This is a genomic window from Pseudoalteromonas sp. SG43-7, from assembly GCF_014164295.1.
Lineage (GTDB): Bacteria > Pseudomonadota > Gammaproteobacteria > Enterobacterales > Alteromonadaceae > Pseudoalteromonas > Pseudoalteromonas rhizosphaerae.
Map to the genome: position 1 here is coordinate 64,274 of NZ_JACJEY010000018.1, position 18,882 is coordinate 83,155.

17 protein-coding genes are annotated in these 18,882 nt (G+C 39.9%); 6 read left to right on the forward strand and 11 right to left on the reverse strand.

The features are described 5' to 3' along the window. The first annotated feature begins 185 nt into the window (after positions 1-185). The gene (locus H5200_RS10460) at positions 186-713 is read left to right on the forward strand and encodes a hypothetical protein (protein WP_145240584.1); all 528 of its coding nucleotides are present in this window, start codon (positions 186-188) and stop codon (positions 711-713) included. 34 nt (positions 714-747) lie between these two features. On the opposite strand, the gene H5200_RS10465 is transcribed toward H5200_RS10460, so the two are convergent. Next, positions 748-1,260, reverse strand: coding sequence for a CIA30 family protein (locus tag H5200_RS10465; protein WP_182718119.1), 513 nt, complete (start codon positions 1,258-1,260; stop codon positions 748-750). Between the two features lie 87 nt (positions 1,261-1,347). Between H5200_RS10465 and H5200_RS10470 the strand changes: the two genes are divergently transcribed. After that, positions 1,348-2,085 carry a hypothetical protein gene (locus H5200_RS10470; protein ID WP_182761450.1) on the forward strand — a complete coding sequence of 246 codons (738 nt, stop codon included), beginning with the start codon at positions 1,348-1,350 and terminating at the stop codon, positions 2,083-2,085. Between the two features lie 165 nt (positions 2,086-2,250). Then, the gene (locus H5200_RS10475; protein ID WP_182761451.1) at positions 2,251-5,502 is read left to right on the forward strand and encodes a S41 family peptidase; all 3,252 of its coding nucleotides are present in this window, start codon (positions 2,251-2,253) and stop codon (positions 5,500-5,502) included. A gap of 132 nt (positions 5,503-5,634) precedes the next feature. On the opposite strand, the gene H5200_RS10480 is transcribed toward H5200_RS10475, so the two are convergent. The 4 genes from H5200_RS10480 to H5200_RS10495 all read right to left on the reverse strand — a co-directional run bounded on the left by H5200_RS10480 (position 5,635) and on the right by H5200_RS10495 (position 8,422). Then, positions 5,635-6,288, reverse strand: coding sequence for an NAD-dependent epimerase/dehydratase family protein (locus H5200_RS10480; protein ID WP_182761452.1), 654 nt, complete (start codon positions 6,286-6,288; stop codon positions 5,635-5,637). A 111-nt stretch (positions 6,289-6,399) separates the two neighbouring features. Next, positions 6,400-7,071, reverse strand: coding sequence for a hypothetical protein (locus H5200_RS10485; protein ID WP_182761453.1), 672 nt, complete (start codon positions 7,069-7,071; stop codon positions 6,400-6,402). Then, positions 7,068-7,811, reverse strand: coding sequence for a hypothetical protein (locus H5200_RS10490; RefSeq protein WP_259398484.1), 744 nt, complete (start codon positions 7,809-7,811; stop codon positions 7,068-7,070). The genes H5200_RS10485 and H5200_RS10490 overlap by 4 nt, the downstream gene beginning before the upstream one ends. Before the next feature lie 26 nt (positions 7,812-7,837). After that, positions 7,838-8,422, reverse strand: coding sequence for a hypothetical protein (locus tag H5200_RS10495; RefSeq protein ID WP_182718113.1), 585 nt, complete (start codon positions 8,420-8,422; stop codon positions 7,838-7,840). Between the two features lie 227 nt (positions 8,423-8,649). Here H5200_RS10495 and H5200_RS10500 point away from each other — a divergent pair, with 227 nt between their 5' ends. Together H5200_RS10500 and H5200_RS10505 are read left to right on the forward strand one after the other, a co-directional pair. Next, complete coding sequence (locus tag H5200_RS10500) at positions 8,650-9,366, forward strand: enoyl-CoA hydratase/isomerase family protein (RefSeq protein WP_182761454.1); 717 nt, start codon at positions 8,650-8,652, stop codon at positions 9,364-9,366. A 67-nt stretch (positions 9,367-9,433) separates the two neighbouring features. Continuing rightward, positions 9,434-10,420 (forward strand): RDD family protein, encoded by a 987-nt coding sequence (locus H5200_RS10505; protein WP_149980720.1) that lies wholly within the window; start codon positions 9,434-9,436, stop codon positions 10,418-10,420. An 85-nt stretch (positions 10,421-10,505) separates the two neighbouring features. On the opposite strand, the gene H5200_RS10510 is transcribed toward H5200_RS10505, so the two are convergent. From H5200_RS10510 to miaB, 6 genes are all read right to left on the reverse strand, one after another. Next, complete coding sequence (locus tag H5200_RS10510) at positions 10,506-11,732, reverse strand: hypothetical protein (RefSeq protein WP_182761455.1); 1,227 nt, start codon at positions 11,730-11,732, stop codon at positions 10,506-10,508. Between the two features lie 80 nt (positions 11,733-11,812). Next, entirely contained in the window at positions 11,813-13,393 is a 1,581-nt protein-coding gene (lnt, locus tag H5200_RS10515) for an apolipoprotein N-acyltransferase (protein WP_182761456.1), read from the reverse strand. Continuing rightward, positions 13,374-14,255 (reverse strand): CNNM family magnesium/cobalt transport protein CorC, encoded by an 882-nt coding sequence (gene corC, locus H5200_RS10520; RefSeq protein ID WP_149980717.1) that lies wholly within the window; start codon positions 14,253-14,255, stop codon positions 13,374-13,376. The genes lnt and corC overlap by 20 nt, the downstream gene beginning before the upstream one ends. A 22-nt stretch (positions 14,256-14,277) precedes the next feature. After that, entirely contained in the window at positions 14,278-14,736 is a 459-nt protein-coding gene (gene ybeY / locus H5200_RS10525; protein ID WP_145240621.1) for an rRNA maturation RNase YbeY, read from the reverse strand. A gap of 4 nt (positions 14,737-14,740) precedes the next feature. Further along, the gene (locus tag H5200_RS10530; protein ID WP_182761457.1) at positions 14,741-15,802 is read right to left on the reverse strand and encodes a PhoH family protein; all 1,062 of its coding nucleotides are present in this window, start codon (positions 15,800-15,802) and stop codon (positions 14,741-14,743) included. 50 nt (positions 15,803-15,852) lie between these two features. Further along, a complete protein-coding gene (gene miaB / locus H5200_RS10535; RefSeq protein ID WP_182761458.1) occupies positions 15,853-17,298 on the reverse strand; it encodes a tRNA (N6-isopentenyl adenosine(37)-C2)-methylthiotransferase MiaB in 1,446 nt (481 codons plus the stop codon). Positions 17,299-17,551: 253 nt separating this feature from the next. Between miaB and H5200_RS10540 the strand changes: the two genes are divergently transcribed. Then, complete coding sequence (locus H5200_RS10540) at positions 17,552-18,721, forward strand: FAD-dependent oxidoreductase (RefSeq protein ID WP_145240627.1); 1,170 nt, start codon at positions 17,552-17,554, stop codon at positions 18,719-18,721. Positions 18,722-18,882 lie beyond the last annotated feature (161 nt).

Consider the following 18,882-nt stretch of genomic DNA (forward strand, 5'->3'; position numbering starts at 1 on the left):
GTATAGCTATAGTGGCTCAAAGTTATGTTGCAGTCTTTGATGCTAAAATATTTGCTTTTAGAGTTTAACCATTAGTAGCTTCCTAGCATTTGGGTAATAACAAAGGGTAATATTTTTGGAGAAGAAAGCTAAAGTCTTATTATTTTGTGCCGATATTATTACCAGGATAATTTTAAGGATGAAATATGAAGATCTTACCTGTTATTACTATTCCTGAAGCTCATGGGTTTCAAAGTAAATACGAAAAACGACTTGAAGAACAAGCAGCGCAAACAGAACAGCCTGAATATATTTTGTCTGAGTTTTTAGATGCTAAAGCGCAAGAGTATAGCGAAGATGATGTGAATTTTGCTGAACAGTATAACAATTTACAAAAAGTGTATGAAGATTTCGCTCAAAAGATCATCGTGCTACAAGAACAAATTAATAAATTAAAACAAGATCCAATTCAGCGAAATCTCAAGCTTGAAAGCCACAATAGCAACTTTATACAGCTGGAAAAAAATACCGAAGCGCAAAATTTAAAAATAGATCCTGAGCATACTGGTGCGAAAAAATACCGAGATTCTCAACAGCAAGAGCAAATTGATATATTAGTTCAGCAACTTAATGAGCTAAAGTCCAACCACGCAGAAATAAAGAAACAGATGATAGAAATGGTTATCACAGAACTTAAAAAGCGAGGTAACGAAGAATATGATTTTAAAAAATAATTTTAATATTTCCAATATAGCAGCTTAATTTACGCTATTTAAGCTCAAAGTTAATATGCGCTAATTCAAGTTTAAAATTACCTTGCTGCTTTTTGGCGATCATAAGGCCCAATTGTTGTACATCTTTGAACGTTAACTCTGGTTGCTGCTCTAAGGTTTTACCACGGTAAGTAAGACTAAAGTCAGTTGGTGAGAATGTAACGACTTGCCATTGATCTTTTAATGTTGCAAACGAAGCAGTAAACGCTGGCCCATCTAGGTACTGACTCGTTCTTAAGCGAAGTTGATACGTTTTACCATCTCCTTTGAACCGTAAAGATATGAGATTGGCGTTTTCTTTATTAGTGTTTATTGTTGTGCGTATTGAAGCAAAGCCTCCATTATTTTCAAAAGAAACGTTGCCTGTAAAAATTAAGCTATTGTCCTTCTCATAAGCTTGGCTGGTCGATAAACCGCCCATTACTGAGTCATTAACTATTTGCCAGTGCAGAATTAAATCGCCGGAACCTGATAGTAAGGGCAAACTAGTTGTAGGGTTTGTTTTCATTTTTTATCGCAAAGCTTTGTGTTATAGATAAGCTCAATAATACGTATGTTCAGATAAATTGATCACTTTTTTAAAAATAGGGAAAGCATGAATTCAGATAAATTTTTTAAATGGGTATGGAACTTAAATGGAATTATTTTATTAGTCGGGGTTTTAATTGCTACTGCGTTAATTTCAGTCCAACTTGTTACAACAGTATTTAATGATAACGACGTTGAGCCACCGGCATTAAATTTAGCAGATGACAAAAACGAAGAAGAAAAGTGGCGTTTGGGCTACCCGCAAAGAGTAGGAGAAACGGACTTTTATTATATAGAGCTTGAGTCTGAAAAGTTAACGGTTGAAGCCGATACCGAACGTGGGTTAGGGCAAGTTGTAGAAAATTTTAGTGGTTCCTCTTATTATAAAAATAGGCCAACACGGTCAAAAAATGTGATGTTTATCAATGGTAAAACAAACTATGCAAATTGGCTTTTTGATACGACAGATCAGTTGATCACTGATATTTCTCCATTGTATTTATCTGAATTTGATTCGCAGTCAAAAGCGGCGGGTATTGCCTATCATGTTATTAAAAACGACACAAATAACGACGGCCTTTTAAGCAACGAAGATAAAAGCACTTTTGCGTTAAGTAAAATTGATGGCAGTGGTTATAGCGAGGTTCTCACAGGCTACGACCGCATTCTTGAGCATGCTGTTAATGAGCAAGGCAATTTGTTTATGTTGTTTATAGACAATGCTGAAGTGTTTTCAATGCTTGTTGATTTAACTACTTTTAAAGTGATTGATAAAAGGCAGCTACCTAAAGTCGGAGGACTATAACTATTACTCATGAGTATTATTTAACCTGACCTCTGATTAAGAGAATTACTAAGACACTGATTATAAATATTGTTCAGGTTATTTACACTCTGTTACAGTTATTTGCCGAACAAAGCTGCAATCCATTTTTATGTTGTTATGATGATATAAAATAACAACATAAGGATGGTTAAGTTGAAATTACGTACTTTTTTAACCGCAATAGCGATTGCGGTTGCGCCTACATTCTCACCCATGGCCGCGGCTTATGATACTCAAGATACGCGATTATTGCGTTTCCCTGATATTCATAAAGAGTCGGTTACTTTTGTTTATGCCGGTGATATTTATATAGCAAATATCAAAACGGGTAACAGCACGCGCTTAACAGATCACATTGGTTTTGAAACATTCCCTAAGTTTTCTCCAGATGGGAAAAGGATCGCTTTTTCAGCACAGTACAATGGTAGCCGCCAAATATATGTAATGAATCGCGATGGCAGTGATCTAAAACAGCTGACTTACTATAACGATGTTGGTGTGATGCCGCCTCGTGGTGGCTATGATTATCGTGTCCTTGATTGGACGCCTGATGGTAAACATATAGTGTTTCGAGCAAACCGTACACCTTATGGTAAGCGTGTGGGACGTCCTTACATGGTGCCTGCCGATGGTGGCTTAGAGCAGCCATTGGCCATACCTGAAACGGGTGGCGGCATGTTATCGCCTGATGGTAAGCAATACGTATATACACCAATTGATCGCGAGTTTCGTACCTGGAAGCGCACGCGAGGGGGCCGCGCACAAGATGTATGGATCTATGATTTAGAGCACAACAAGTCTACGCAGTTAACTACCGATAAAGCCACAGATCAGCAGCCTACTTGGGTGCATGATAATATTTATTATGTCTCAGACAGAGCATACACTTTAAACTTATATAAGCATCAAGACGGTAAAGCACCAGTGAAAGTGACCAATCACACGGATTTTGATGTGCTTTGGCCATCGGCAGGCCCAGATGCCATAGTGTATGAGAATGGTGGTTATTTATACCGTTTTGACGATGCAACGCAGCGTGAAGAAAAGCTGACTATTAACGTACAGGGAAATCGTGAATATACCATGCCTTATAGCAAAAATGTGGCTGGCTTTATTGATTCGATGGATGTATCCCATGATGGTAAGCGTGTGGTTTTTAGTGCCCGCGGAGAGCTGTTCTCAGTACCCGTTAAAAATGGCCCAACACGCAATTTAAGCCATACGCCTAAAGGGCGTGAAATTGCCGCTTCGTGGTCACCAAATGGCCGTTATATTGCGTATATGAGTGATGAAAGTGGTGAGTACGAAATTTATATCCAAGACCGAGCTAATAACAACAAGGTTAAACAACTGACAACTAATGGCACTATTTGGCGTTTTGACCCTGTTTGGTCTCCGGACAACAAAAAGCTATTGTTTGCAGATCTAAATCACACCTTATGGTGGCTTGATATAAAAACCGGCAAGCAGCATAAAATTGATACCGCCAAGTATGAAGAAGATGGCTTAACTACGTATATTTGGTCACCTAATAGTGAAGATGTTGTATTTGTTAAAAATAACGAAAATCGTTATGCCTCATTATGGCATTACAATTTAAAAGACAAACAAGTTACACGTCTGACCGACGATATGAGCAGTGAACGAAATCCTGCGTTTTCTCCTGATGGTCAGCAATTGTATTTTACTTCAGAGCGCGACTTTAACTTAACTTTTAGTAGTTATGAATTTGACTACATGTTTAATAATGCCACGCGAATTTATGCTGTTGCTGTCAATAGCAAAATTAAACCGCTGAATGCGCCACTGACTGATGAAATAAGTATTGTTGACTCGAAAGCGAATAAAGACGATGACAAGTCAGCTAAACCGCTAAGCACTTATATTGAAAGTGATGGTTTTATGGACCGCGTTGTCGCTCTAAATGCTCCGGCCGGAAATTACAGTGCTTTAACTGCTGTAAAAGATGGCGTATTAACACTCTCTGCGGGTGAGCTAAAATTAATACCTATTGCCGTCGATGGCGAAATTGCCACCGTAGCGAAGGGGGTTAATAGCTATAAAATATCAGCGAATGCGCAGCATATCATTGCTCGCTCAGGTGATAATTACAGTGTAATTAAGCCAGCCGCTGAGCAAGATTTAAAAGCCACCCAGTTAGACTTGCAAAATATGATACTAAAAATTGACCCGCAAACAGAGTGGGCGCAAATGTATCGTGAAGGCTGGCGGACATTACGTGATTGGTTCTACGATGAGAATCACCACGGCCAAGATTGGGATGCTATTTTAAAACGCTACCAACCAATGGCTGATGCAATCGCACATCGCGCCGACCTTGATTACGTGCTAAGCGAAATTGCCGGCGAGATTAACTCCGGGCATATTTATGTCAACTCTGGCGATATGCCAACTGCAACACGTTTACAGCATGGTTTATTAGGCGTAGAAATTAGCGCGCATAAATCCGGTTTTGTAAAAATCGAAAATATCTTTAAAGGCGAAAACTGGCACGAGAACTTCCGCTCACCACTCAACGAGCCGGGCGTTAACGCAAGCGTTGGTGATTATATTGTTGAGGTAAATGGTCGTTCAGTAAAAGATGTGGTTAACTTTTATGAATTACTTGAAAACACCCAAGGTAAATCGATTGAGTTATTGCTTAGTAAATCCCCGAGCCTGAAAAAAAGTTGGAAGGTAACAGTTAAACCAATCGCAAGTGAAACCGGCTTACGTTATTTACAATGGACGCATAGCCGTGCTGAATACGTCGATAAACTATCCGACGGTCGTATTGGTTATGTACATTTGCCAAACACACATTACGAAGGTAATCGTTCGTTATTTAAAAACTTTTTACCGCAAACTAGCAAAGAAGCAATGATCATAGATGATCGCTACAATGGCGGTGGTTTTATCCCAGAGCATATGATCACTTGGCTGGCACGCAAACCGCTTAACTACTGGAAGCGTCGTGGCGTTGAGCCAACTAAAACGCCACAGTTTGCCCATGATGGACCAAAAGCCATGCTGATCAACGGCTACTCAAGTTCAGGCGGTGACGCACTACCGTATTACTTCCGCCAAGCAGGTTTAGGTAAACTAATTGGCACTCGCACTTGGGGTGGGTTAATAGGTATCTCTGGTAACCCAGGGCTTGTGGATGGTGGCTCTGTGATCGCTGCTACCTTTAGAATACTCGATAATGACGGTAACTGGATCATCGAAAATGAAGGCGTAAGCCCAGATATCGAAGTGATTGACCGTCCAGAGCTTATTCAAGCTGGGCAAGATCCGTCGGTTGAGCGTGCCGTACAAGAGCTGTTAAAAGAGCTTAAGGCGAACCCGAAAAAACTCTTGATTGTGCCGCCAGCTCCAACAGAGTTTGGTAAGTAGTAAGGTTAATAGGTATTAAAAACTGAGCCAGCATTTGCTGGCTTTTTTATAGCTTTTTGCGCTGAAGTTCGTACTTAAATTTGTCGGTCGCCATTTATGGTGAAAAGGAACGTATAAGATATGTACTGAATTTTAACTGTTAAATAGTTCATCTAATCTAAAATATTCAACACCATCACCTGATTGTTTACTGATATTACACATTTTTATGGCAACTTGTTTGCCCGTGATAGGGCGATACTTTCTTAAACCAGGCAGCATACATAAAATTGGTAACAATACACTGCCAAGCTTTTCACCAATACGAAATTCGTTATTACGCTCGCCAAGTAATAACGATGGCTGAATAATACTAATGCGTTTAAATGGCAGTTCTTTGACAGTATTTTCAAGTTCACCTTTCATTTGTAAATATGCGTTACCACTATTGGCATTTGCACCACTGGAGGATACTAGCAAGTAATGGTGTACTTCGAGTTTTGCAGCAAGTTCAGCGACTTTTAACTGATAATAAAAATCAACCTTACGCTGAGCGGCTATAGAGCCAGCTGCTTTTTTTGTCGTGCCTAAACATGAAAATAATATATCCGCTTTAAAAAGCGCAGCGTGTTGAGCTAAATGGTTAAAGTCCACTACATGATTAACGACTTTGTCACTGTTATAACTAATAGGGCGACGCGTTAGGGTGATAACTTTACTGATATGAGTTGCCACAATTAATTCTTCAACTAAGTGACTGCCCACTAAGCCAGTTGCACCGACAACAATAGCGACTTTATTAAGCATAAGTATCCTCAAGTATTAATTTTATTTGTGAGAACTGGGGGGGATTATAATATCACTTATCAAAAGTCTAATAGTGGCTAAAGTTATAGCTTACTATTAGACTGATAACTATTAGATTTCTTTTTTTAACAAGACGATAGGGGATAAAATATGTTTTATCACTTGTTCATATTTACTGTCATCGGTTAAATCTGGGGCATGAAGATCTAGACCAATTTCAAAGTCATAATTTTTGCCATCAGGAATGTAGTACTGTACGGCAAGGCTTATTACCGGCCTAAATTCGACTGACTTTTGAGGTATTGTTACGATATGTTGCTCAACACCATTCCAATTAGCAGTGCCATCAATAACTTTTATTGAGGTTTCTTGCGGCTGAATAACTAACAGAGTATTAATATTTGGATATGCGCTTTTAACGTTATTAAACGTGTATTGCATTGCTGTTTGTATTAGTTCTAAGTTAAGTTTACCTGTTTTTGTGTTGAAAGCACCGCCTTGTTTCATAATAAAACTATCAAAAAATCTTTGTGCCTGCGGATTTAGGTTAGTCAAATTATATTTTTTTGAGAAGTTGACCACGTTATTGTCAAATGCTTCTCGGTATAATACTTTGCTACCGGTATTTGAGGTTGGCAACCATATATAGGCAAGATCGCTATGGGTAGGTGCGTTGACTAATGTGATTGCACTAATCGTCACTTCAGGATCGCTATTATATTGAATCAGTTTACACCCGACTAAATTTAGTAAAGTCATGATGATTAAAAAAAGCTTCATCATTTTTTTGTTTTCCAAGTGTCAATTGTCTTTAGTGCAAATTGTAACGCGTTGTCTAATTTTGTAGGATCTTTAAATAATTTATCAGCATCTTTAACAATAATTTCTTCATCGCTGTTAAATTGTGCAACTAATTCAATACCCCCAGAACCTGTTGTTAACAGTGTATCGTGTTCATCTCTAATACGGATATATAGTCGGCTCCCAGGAACATAACCTTCTTCGTTTTGAAATAACGATACAAATATATCTCCACCATCAGCGCCGCCTTCAAGGTAAGACTCTTCCTGACCATACCATTTTGCCACATGTCCTAATAGAATACTGTTAGTAAATTCTGCTCTAACAGTATCTACGCCCGCAAATACAAACGCACTTATACCTAATTTAGCTTTTGTTTTAGCAAGGGCTTTTTTCCAGATTTCATTACGTAGGTTTTCATTTTCCTGACCTGTAAGAGGGTCGTACAAATTATCAGCATTGTCTAATAACTGATAATAAACATCATAAACCTCGCTGGCATCAACTACTTGAAATCCGCGATCTTCAAGTGCTTTTTTTATAGGTTTTTTATAATGATCTGCCAACTGTTGTTCAAAATAACTGAGCTCTTCTTCAACATAAAAACCACCAATCCCAAGTATCTGATGGTTTGATTTTAGTTGTGCTGTATTCATGTAATTGGGTGAAGAGTTACACCCACTTAATGTTATAAGGATAAAAATAGTATAAATATATCTCATAATAATTCCTGAAAATGAGTGTTAAGTTAAAGTAATTTGATTCCGATTTTAGCGAACGAGGTGAGGGTCAGGTATCTATATTCGCTACCTCCAACTTGCGAACGCCAGTTGATCGTAGTTTTTTTATTATTCAAACCGCTATCAGTATAAAAAATTAGGTATTTTGCCTCGCTTGGCAGAGTAAACTGTGTTTTGTAGTACAGGTTACCATCCAAACCTAAGGTTGTTGGTAAACCATTTTGCCATGCTTCATAGGGTTTTAGGTGTTTAATAATCTGTTTTGACTTATCCAAAAGCAATAACTGAGGATAGACAAGCGTTGCATTTTGAATAAATACGCCATTAGCGTAGCTAAAAACTTGAGCAAAACGACTGTCGCTAGGTTTTTCAATTGCAATAAATGGGCTTTTCGCATCGTTAAAAAGTCTTACAGGCTGCTTTTTCAAATCAAAATGAATAAACTGCTTTGTTTGTTGCGCTACGAATGTAATATCGTTTAAGTTAATACAACATACCGTGCGATTCTTTAATATTGCGAGATCATTTTTAGCCGAATTCGCGCAGCCTGATAACAATAGAAGTAAGAGCAATACAATTGTTAACTTTTTCATAAGTATTTTAATTATTATTAGTATATAGGTAGTATCTAATATGCAATAAGACTGAAATATATAAATTGCTAATATGTGACACAATGTAAATGAAATGAAAGATGATGAATTTAAACTGTTTTATTACAGGCTCAATGGTTTGTAATTAAACAGATAAACTAAACATCGGTCTGCGTTCAAACGAGCAATAATCTTTTTAAAAAACTATAAAATTGAAGAGGGACTTTATGAGTATCATCTCCTTAACCACCCAACATAACGTTGCGGTTTTAACCTTAACAAACGGCGAAAACCGCCAAAATCCACATTTTGCACATCAACTAAAACAAGCGTTAGCAGAGGTTGTTGAAAACCAAAACCACAAAGCGCTAGTGATCACCTCAAATGATGATAAGTGTTGGAGTTTAGGCATTGATACTGATTGGTTGTTACCTGCTATGCAAGCAAAAAAGGCCGATGAAATACGTGGTTTTATGTACGATATGGACGATGTATTTAAAACCTTACTGCTTTTTCCTATGCCAGTGATCGCTGCCATTAATGGTCATGCTTTTGGTAACGGTGCAATTTTAGCGTGCGCGTGTGACTTTAGATTTATGCGCGGCGATCGCGGCTTTTTTTGCTTCCCTGAAGTGGATTTATCGATCCCATTTTTACCCGGCATGATTGCTTTTGTGAAAAAAGCGATCCCTTACTATCGCTTTAACGAAATGAAACTGACAGGGCGTCGCGTCTCTGGAGCAGAACTTGCAATTGATCACGTTATAGAAAAAGCCTCAACAGACCAAGATAGCCTATTAGCGGACGCAATGGCGTTTGCCGCTACATTTGATAAAAAGCGCGCCATTTTTGCTGAGCACAAAAAACGTTTACACAAAGAAATAATTCGTGTGATAAATGAAGAAAATAAACCATTTATAGATAATCTAGCTTTGATGGTTTGAGCTATAGGCTGCTCTCAATAACAATCTAAATAAAGATACCTATTTAATTTTAAGGACAAAGGCGTAAATGAAAGCGAAACAAATAGAACAATTAGCATTAACAGCTGCTGAAACTAAGGAAGTTATTACGCCCTATGCATTTAAAATAGATCAAGCATTATTGGGACTGCCACTTGCTTCACCGACTCGCCGCGCGCTCGCGATGGTAATCGATGTAGCGCTAATTTTTCTCGCGGCTAAGATCAGTGCTGCTGTAATCGCATTTGTAGCTGCAATGGCTTTTTATAAAGGCACAGCGCAAAAATACTTACCAACAATGTCGACTGTTTGGCGAAGAGTATTAAAAATAACTGCTGCCAGTATATTATTTATAAGTTCACTCTCAGTGCTTGCAATCGCAATCGATTTTTTTGAGGATGATACTGCGATTCAAGGGATAAGAATTAAACGCGAAACACCATTAAATGCAGAGGAAAAACAACAGATAAATACTTATTTAATGCAAACAGCACCAAGTCAAAATTGCGATCAGGCTTGTCAAAGCAATGCGCTTGCTAATTTAGTTACTCAAGTGCCACAATTGGCTGAAATAGATGAATCTGATAACGATCAGGTTGCCCGATTATTATTGAAAGTAATGGTTGAAGCTGATGAGCAGACTTCTGCACCTGAAGACGCACCTGTTAAAGCTGCACCTGTGAATAGTATTTTACAGTGGGGCAAAGGAATCATTCAAGATTTAGGTCTTGGCTTTGGTTGGGCTGCTGTATATTTTACATTATTTTCGCTGCTTTGGCGTGGCCAAACACCGGGTAAAAAAGTATGCAATATCCGAGTTGTCGCACTTAGTGGCGAAGATTTAAGTTTATGGGATGCGTTTGGCCGATACGGTGGCTACGGCGCAGGGTTTGCAACTGGGTTACTAGGTTTTTTACAAGTTTATTGGGATCCGAACCGCCAAGCCATTCAAGATAAAATATCAGCAACTGTGGTTATTAAAGGCAGTATAAATCAGCTAATAAATGAAGAGACAGTTAAAGCGATTGTTAAATAGATAGTTAGACTCTAAGTAAGTTTTATAGAAAGGATTAATATACAGAGCATGCCCTATTTATGAAAAATAGGGCATTTAGTGAGGTTCACAGTCCTAAAAACTCTAAATAAGGCATAATAGCATCGATATTTGATTTTATGAGTGCGCTAATGCCGGCAAAAAACAGCGCGAATAGTGTACACGCTGAAACATAGCTAACATGTTTATAAATCAGACGATAAAACTTGTCCAGAAAGTTCCACATCAAAAATAATGCGCCTATCCAAAACATGGTATCAAGTTTATATAACAGCGCAATTGTGACCACTGCTATTTCACTAATTAAACCGATAAGCTCAGCGCTAAAGCGTAGCCAAGGTTTTTCTTTTAATAAGAAAAAGCTAAGTTGGGAGATCCCTGAAAAATAAGCAAGTGGCAGTAACGTGAGCATACCAAGTTCAAAAGATTGTAGAGGCTGCCTTAGTTCGAGTAAAGGCGCGAACCAATCGGTATAAAATACTAACCAAGCTAATAGAGTTAACGTAAAACTAAGCGCAGTTAAATAAACAGATTGTGCAACGCGTTCATCTTGGCTGCCGACGGTTACTCTACCTGGAGCAACTAATATCATAAAACCAAAAGTTGATAACAAGGCTAATACACTGCAAAACCCAAAGATGCTGTTATCAAATATTAAGGCCAGCGCTGCGAATGTAATAGCTAATGGCCAACCTACCCATTTAGCTTCTTCTTTATCGTCACTAATGCGACTTAGCACCGAATAGCTAACAATGCTGCCTAAAGAGAATCCTGCAACCAGTAGCCAATATTCGTAGTGGAAAAAAATGAGCGAAATGATGGACGCGCCGTAAATCAAAAGTTCGTTGAGTAATGGTGGGAAATACGACATGATTTTGCCAATTAAGGCCAATAATAACAAAGCTGAAATAGCATATAGCGCGGTAGTGAAACTATCAATACGCTGCTCGGTGTCAGATATTGGTGAAGGTTGTTTGCTAATTTGATGGGCATTACCAATCGGTATGTCGGAGGTGTATGTTCCACTGTCTAAGTCAAAATGAAAGTTAGTTTGCGCTTGTTGATGTAAAAAAGTAGATTTTTCAGTATACACATTCTCTGAAACAGCATTTTCAGCTTTTAACTCTAGTAATAACTGATATTGAGCTTGTAACTCATCCTTGGAACTGACTTCATATTGAGCGGCTAAACCCAAGGAGGGGATAGTAACCATCAATACGAACAGAATAAAATGCCTGACTCTGACCATGTGCTGTGTAATTGATTGTTTGCATAGGGTGTTAATCCATAACATACGACTTCCTTGTTATTATATTTACGACAATTGATGTAGATGAAATATATCAATTATGTGATTACTTTTAGTGAATATATTTAACGATGATTATCTTTATATTTAAATTTTACGATTAATGCTGCGATTGTAATGCTAAAAATAAATAACCACACAGGCAAGTTACCGTATTGACTATAGATGCTGTCGCCTTGGATTAGCTTGATATTGACTTTAAGGGTGTCGGCTTCAAATTGTGGCATGCTGACTTGAATTTGACTGATTGGGTCGTATACGCCGCTGATGCCATTGTTGGTCACACGAATAAGCGGGCGTTGTAATTCAAGGGCGCGCATACGGGCTATTTGCATGTGCTGGTGGGGGCCGTGGGAGGCACCAAACCAGGCATCATTACTTACAGTAAATAAAATATCCGAATCATTGTGGTAATTACCACGCACTAAATCAGCAAAAGCGATTTCGTAGCAAATAGCCGGTAATATATTTAAGCCATTAGCACGTAAGTTATTTTGAACTTGGTCGCCGCGAGAAAATGATGACATAGGTAAATCAAATAAAGGGGCGATAGGGCGCAATATATCTTCAAATGGCACAAACTCACCAATGGGAAGTAATTGGTGTTTTTGGTAACGGTTTTTACCTAAGTATTGATAATGACCATGTTCGTCACCCTGCTCTTTATTACCAAGTACAATTAATGTGTTGAAGATTGCTTTAGTGTCGCGCTGATAGTCAACAATACCCGTAATGAGTGCGGTATTGTTAAATGAGGCTGCGCTATCTAAGCCTGCTAAATAGCTATCTGCAAGTGCTTCTATTTCAGGCACTGCAGCTTCTGGCCAAACGATTAAGTCGGCATCCCAGTGCGGTCGAGTCATATCTTGGTACTTACTCATTGTGGTCCAAAATTCACTCGGGTCAAAGCGCAGATGCTGTTTGATATTACCTTGTACCAGTAAGGCGCTAATCGTTTTATCACTGTAACTGTTATTGCGCGTGTAGTGAGTAATAGCGAATAGTACAGCGATGCTAATTACAGTGGCTGCTGTGGCTTTAAAGTCTCTAATAAACAGCAGGCGATAGAGCGCAAAACCAATCGCGATACATACAAGGGTTAAGCCAAACTCACCAATTACTGGAGCGAGTAGATTAAGTGGGCTATCGGTTTGAGTATAACCAAAGCTTAGCCAAGGGAAGCCGGTGAGTACCACACCGCGTAAGTATTCGGTGACAGCAAAGCCTGAGAGTAATAATAAACCGTAGCTACTAGGGCCGCTGGCAAAGCGTGTGGCAAACATAAAGGCTAAAGCCGGGTAGATAGCTAAATAAGCACATAACAGCACCATCAGTAACACTGAGGCTACCAGTGGCATACCGCCGAAGGTGGCAATGGAGACATGCACCCAACTGATACCTGCGCCAAACCAACCGAGGCCAAATATAAAACCATATTTGGCGGCGCGTTTACTGGCTAGTTTGCCATATTGCTGCCCAGAATTATGTGTGTGGGTACTGTATATCGCTAATGCTAAACAGGCGAACGTGAGGGGCCAAATCTCAAAAGGGGCATAACACAAGGTTAAAAAGAGGCCCGCAACCAGTGCGAGCCATGCTTTTTTATCTTTTGCTAAATGCAGGCAGTTAGTCAGAAGTGTCTTCACTGTCGTTATCATCAGCCTTTGGCACTGTAACCTGTAATTGCAATAATCGACGATTATCGGCATTGGTTACTTTAAATTGTAAGCCATCTATATCAATTATTTCACCACGGCCAGGCATATGCCCAAAGGCGTGTAAAACAGTACCACCGATGGTATCAGCGTCTTGCGTGCTGTAGCCAGTTTTAAAATATTCGTTAAAATCATCAACAGGAGTAAGTGCTTGAACAACAAACACATGCTTTGCAAGTTGACGAATATCTAGTTGCTCTTCTTCGTCGTGTTCATCTTCAATTTCACCGACGATGAGCTCAAGAATATCTTCTATGGTTACTAAACCAGATACACCGCCGTATTCATCAATTACTAACGCCATATGGTAACGCTGTTGGCGAAACTCATTAAGTAGCGTATCAACACGCTTACTTTCAGGCACAACAACGGCTGGGCGTAAATAATCACGTAATGATGGCAGTAGATCATCTTTATTGAGGATCAGTGGTAATAGATCTTTTGCTAGTAAAATGCCTTCAATGTGGTCTTTATCTTCACACACCACTGGAAAACGTGAATGCGTTGAATCGACCATCATTGGAATGAGTTCTTCTAGTGGCGCTTCCACTTCGAGCGTGATCATTTGTGAGCGCGGGATCATAATATCTCGCACTTTTAACTCTGACACACCGAGCACACCTTCGATCATCTCTTTGGTTTCAGGATCAATGACATCCCGAACTTGCGCATCGGCAATTACTTCAGCCAGCTCTTCTCTATTCTGGGGTTCCCCTTGCAACATTTGGGTAATTCTACCCAACCAGGTCTTGCCAGAAGAACCCTGGCTAGTCTGCGAGTTATCGTCGCTCATTGCGTCTACTTGCTCCGTAAATTTAAATATCGTCCCGATATGGGTCTGCTATGCCTAATTCGGCAAGCAATTGCTTTTCAATGCTTTCCATTTCTGTCGCATCTTCATCCTTTATATGGTCAAATCCAAGTAAATGCAAGCATCCGTGGATCACCATATGGGCAAAATGGTCATGAAATGACTTTTCTTGCTCTATTGATTCAGCTAACACTATGGCTGGGCAAATAACTAAATCACCCACCAAAGGTAGCTCTATACCTGCTGGCGCTTCAAATTCAAACGACAACACATTGGTTGGTTTATCTTTACCACGGTAGTCATTATTGAGTTGTTGGCTTTGCTCTTCATCAGCAATAACAATACTCAGCTCTGATTCATCACGGTATTGACTAAGCACTTTATTAGCCCACAGCGCAAACTGCTCAAGACTAGGCAAGTTATCAAACTCGCAGGCTATTTGTAAATCAAGTTCAGTGTTCACGGCATCACTCTTTAGTCGAAGGTTGCGCTTGCTCTTGGTTTGCGAGCAAGTCTTTAGCACGTTGTTTTTCGGCGCGTTTGAGTCGTTCTGCTTCATCGTTACGTTCGTAGGCTTCAACAATACGTGCCACGACAGGGTGGCGTACCACGTCCTGTGATTGGAAGAAGTTAAAGCTTATTTCGTCTACATCGCTAAGTACTTCAATGGCGTTACGAAGCCCTGAGCGCGCACCACGGGGTAAATCTACTTGGGTAATGTCGCCAGTGATCACTGCTTTTGAATTAAAACCAATTCGGGTTAAGAACATTTTCATTTGTTCAACCGTGGTATTTTGGCTTTCATCTAAAATAATAAAGGCATCGTTAAGTGTGCGACCACGCATAAAGGCAAGTGGAGCGACTTCAATGACATTTTGTTCCATCAGCTTTTCGACTTTTTCAAAGCCGAGCATTTCAAATAAGGCATCGTACAATGGGCGCAGGTATGGGTCGATTTTCTGACTTAAATCACCTGGTAAAAAACCCAGTTTTTCACCTGCTTCAACAGCGGGGCGGGTCAATAAAATACGCCGTATTTCTTGACGCTCTAAAGCATCAACTGCTGCGGCGACAGCTAGGTAGGTTTTACCTGTGCCAGCAGGCCCTATACCAAAGGTGATATCGTGACGAAATATATTCGATACATAATGACCTTGATTGTCGTTACGTGGTTTTATTACGCCACGACGAGTTTTGATCATCACCTCTTTGCCATATTCGTTTAGCTCATCTTGCTCTAATGCATTTGACTCACTAATGGCTAAATGTACGGTATTTGCTTCAATTTCAGTAATAACACCGCGTACTGGCTGAGTTTCGACATATAAGTCTTTGAGGATTTCCATCGCTGCAAACGCGCTGGTGGTTTTACCGGTGATTTTAAAATAGTTATCGCGATGAGTAATTTCAACACCTAAGCGGCGTTCAATGTGTTTGATGTTTTCGTCAAACGGGCCACATAAAGATGAAAGACGTTTGTTGTCGGAGGGTTCTAAATAAATCTCTAATTTTTTTAATTGATTACTCAAAATTGCTTCCTGTTTTGATGTGCCAGCGAGGCTGGCACAGTAAGTTTCGCCTAAGGAACGAAAGTTGCAACACCTAATTCATCAGGGGTGGCTTGCGGCTCTGGTTGTGCTGCTTTACTTAAAATATCAGCAGGAGAAACCGCACGGCGTAAGTTCATTTGGGATTCTGTACGAATTAAGTCACCGCGTAAAGAGTTTGGCAGTGCCTCAGTTATACGTACATCAACAAACTGACCGATCACTGTGTGTGGGCCAATAAAGTTTACTACGCGGTTGTTTTCAGTACGGCCACGTAGCTCCATCGGATTTTTCTTGGATGGACCTTCAACTAGGATGCGTTGTTCAGTATCAAACATTTGACGACTGATCTGTTGCGCCATTTGAGTAATACGGTTTTGTAGTAGGTATAAACGCTCTTTCTTTTCTTGCTCGCTGACATCATCAGGCAAATCAGCCGCTGGCGTACCCGGGCGTGCGCTGTAGATAAAGCTAAAGCTCATATCGAAACCAATATCATTGATAAGGTTCATCGTCGCTTCAAAGTCAGCGGCGCTTTCACCTGGGAAACCAATGATAAAATCTGACGACATACTTAAATTAGGGCGAATTTTACGTAATTTACGAATCGTTGATTTGTACTCAATAGCAGTGTGACCACGTTTCATTAAATTAAGAATACGATCCGAACCGCTTTGTACTGGTAAATGTAAGTGATCGACTAATTCAGGTACGTCGGCATAAGCGTCAATGATGTCTGGTGTAAACTCTACCGGGTGCGACGTGGTGTAGCGAATACGGTCAATCCCGTCGATAGCTGCAACATAACGAATTAAATCTGAGAAGTAACAAATTTCACCATCGTGAGTTTCGCCGCGATAAGCATTTACGTTTTGACCTAGTAGGTTTACTTCACGAACATTTTGCTCTGCAAGTTGAGCAATTTCTAATAATACATCATCAAGCGGGCGGCTGACTTCTTCACCGCGCGTGTAAGGTACTACGCAGAAGGTACAGTATTTAGAGCACCCTTCCATAATAGATACAAATGCAGAAGGACCGTCTGCTTTTGGCTCTGGTAAACGGTCAAACTTTTCAATCTCTGGGAATGAAATATCAACCACAGAGCTGCCTTTGTTACCTTGCACTTGTTTGATCATTTCAGGTAAACGGTGCAATGTTTGAGGGCCAAAAATAACGTCAACAAATGGTGCGCGTTGGCGAATTGAATCGCCCTCTTGTGACGCAACACAGCCACCAACACCGATGATCAGATCGGGTTTGTCATCTTTGAGTAATTTCCAACGGCCTAGTTGATGGAATACTTTTTCCTGCGCTTTTTCGCGAATTGAACAGGTATTGAGTAGGATAACATCTGCATCCCCAGCTTCATCAGTTAACTGGTAGCCGTTGGTTGCATCGAGAAGATCAGCCATTTTCTGAGAGTCGTATTCATTCATCTGACAACCCCAGGTTTTAATATGCAGCTTTTTACTCATTGAAATATAGCCTCGTTTTCAATTCGGTAGTGGCACGGTTGTGCGCTAAACAGGATAAGCGGCACTTTCGCTTACTTAAAGGACGCGTATTTTAGCTGGATACCCGTCTAGATCCAAGTATAGTTTTTATGTTTGTGAATTGAAGTCAAACAAAGTGCGTTTTATGGTTGATTAAGATGAAACTCACTCGCACTTGCAAACAGAAGTACGATACAATCAAGCGCACTGAAAATAACCAAATTAGTGACTAAAAATGATGAAAAACAAGGTTGTTGTTGTTGGCGGCGGCATGGTTGGTGCAGCCACAGCAGTTAAACTCGCTAAACAAGGATGCCAAGTAACAGTGATTGAGCAGCAGATAATTGATGCTGATGCTGTATTGGCAAGTGAAAAAGTTGATATTCGTGTATCTGCTATCAATCGTTTTTCAGAAAACTTATTAGATGACTTAGGCGCTATGCCTATTTTACGAGTGCATCGACATGCCCCATACCAACAGCTCGAAGCGTTTGAACGAACGGGCGATAACCTTTTGTTTGATTGTCACGATATTAATACCACTCATTTAGGCCACTTAATTGAAAATAATTTAATTCAAGCGAGTATCTGGCAACAGTTTGCACAGCACAATATCGAAGTGATTGAAACACCTCAATCATTGTCCGCAATTGAGCAAAGCGAACAGCAAGTGACATTGCATTATGGTGAGCAGCAATATACAGCTGATTTAGTTGTTGCTGCAGATGGTGGGCAATCGTTATTACGTCAACAGGCCGGTATTGGTGTTACGGGTTGGCAATATGGTCAGCATTGTATGGGAGTATTAATAAAACTAGACGCTGCGCAACAAGTAAAAACATGGCAGCAGTTTAAGCCCACAGGTCCGGTAGCTTTTTTACCTATGCAGGCGCCATACGCCAATTTAATTTGTTACCACGATGCAAAGCAGTTAAAGCAATGGCAGCAGCTCTCAGCAGGCGAATTAAAACAGCAACTGCTTGCACATTTCCCGCCCTTAGCTGGGGACTTTGATATCATAGAGCATGCTGTATTTCCGTTAGCCCGCCAACATGCCAACAGCTATTCAGATGGCCGTATCGTGCTGGTTGGTGATGCAGCGCATACGATTAATCCGCTCGCTGGGCAAGGGGTTAACTTAGGTTTTCAAGATGTCGTAGCACTTGCTGATATATTAAAAAATGCAGACGATATAGGTGCTGCACAATATCTTAAACAATATGAGCAAACTAGACGCAAAGCAAATTTGTTAATGATGAGTATGATGGACGCTTGTTATTTTGGTTTTTCTAATCAACTAACTCCATTGCAGTGGGCACGCAGTCAGTTTTTGAAAATGGCAAATAAAACCGGACCGGTAAAGCATTGGGTATTAAAATATGCGATTAGCGGTGAAATCAGTTAAGAATTCTCATTTTATTAAAAATATGATTATCATAGCGAATTATACCAATCGTGTTAAGTTACTGACCATTTATAGCGACAGATAAATACAGTGATAACAAGGCGTAAATTTTGACATGTAGTTGTTCTACTTGAAAAAATTATAACGCAGTTAGCGCTTTA

What these genes read in the sequence shown, in the direction of transcription:
- H5200_RS10505 (WP_149980720.1), top strand. Translation starts at nt 9,434, where the DNA reads ATGAAAGCGAAACAAATAGAACAATTAGCATTAACAGCTGCTGAAACT.
- H5200_RS10485 (WP_182761453.1), bottom strand. Translation starts at nt 7,071, where the DNA reads ATGATGAAGCTTTTTTTAATCATCATGACTTTACTAAATTTAGTCGGG.
- H5200_RS10470 (WP_182761450.1), top strand. Translation starts at nt 1,348, where the DNA reads ATGAATTCAGATAAATTTTTTAAATGGGTATGGAACTTAAATGGAATT.
- H5200_RS10460 (WP_145240584.1), top strand. Translation starts at nt 186, where the DNA reads ATGAAGATCTTACCTGTTATTACTATTCCTGAAGCTCATGGGTTTCAA.
- H5200_RS10500 (WP_182761454.1), top strand. Translation starts at nt 8,650, where the DNA reads ATGAGTATCATCTCCTTAACCACCCAACATAACGTTGCGGTTTTAACC.
- corC (WP_149980717.1), bottom strand. Translation starts at nt 14,255, where the DNA reads ATGAGCGACGATAACTCGCAGACTAGCCAGGGTTCTTCTGGCAAGACC.
- H5200_RS10490 (WP_259398484.1), bottom strand. Translation starts at nt 7,811, where the DNA reads ATGAGATATATTTATACTATTTTTATCCTTATAACATTAAGTGGGTGT.
- H5200_RS10475 (WP_182761451.1), top strand. Translation starts at nt 2,251, where the DNA reads ATGGTTAAGTTGAAATTACGTACTTTTTTAACCGCAATAGCGATTGCG.
- H5200_RS10480 (WP_182761452.1), bottom strand. Translation starts at nt 6,288, where the DNA reads ATGCTTAATAAAGTCGCTATTGTTGTCGGTGCAACTGGCTTAGTGGGC.
- H5200_RS10510 (WP_182761455.1), bottom strand. Translation starts at nt 11,732, where the DNA reads ATGTTATGGATTAACACCCTATGCAAACAATCAATTACACAGCACATG.
- miaB (WP_182761458.1), bottom strand. Translation starts at nt 17,298, where the DNA reads ATGAGTAAAAAGCTGCATATTAAAACCTGGGGTTGTCAGATGAATGAA.
- H5200_RS10465 (WP_182718119.1), bottom strand. Translation starts at nt 1,260, where the DNA reads ATGAAAACAAACCCTACAACTAGTTTGCCCTTACTATCAGGTTCCGGC.
- H5200_RS10540 (WP_145240627.1), top strand. Translation starts at nt 17,552, where the DNA reads ATGATGAAAAACAAGGTTGTTGTTGTTGGCGGCGGCATGGTTGGTGCA.
- H5200_RS10495 (WP_182718113.1), bottom strand. Translation starts at nt 8,422, where the DNA reads ATGAAAAAGTTAACAATTGTATTGCTCTTACTTCTATTGTTATCAGGC.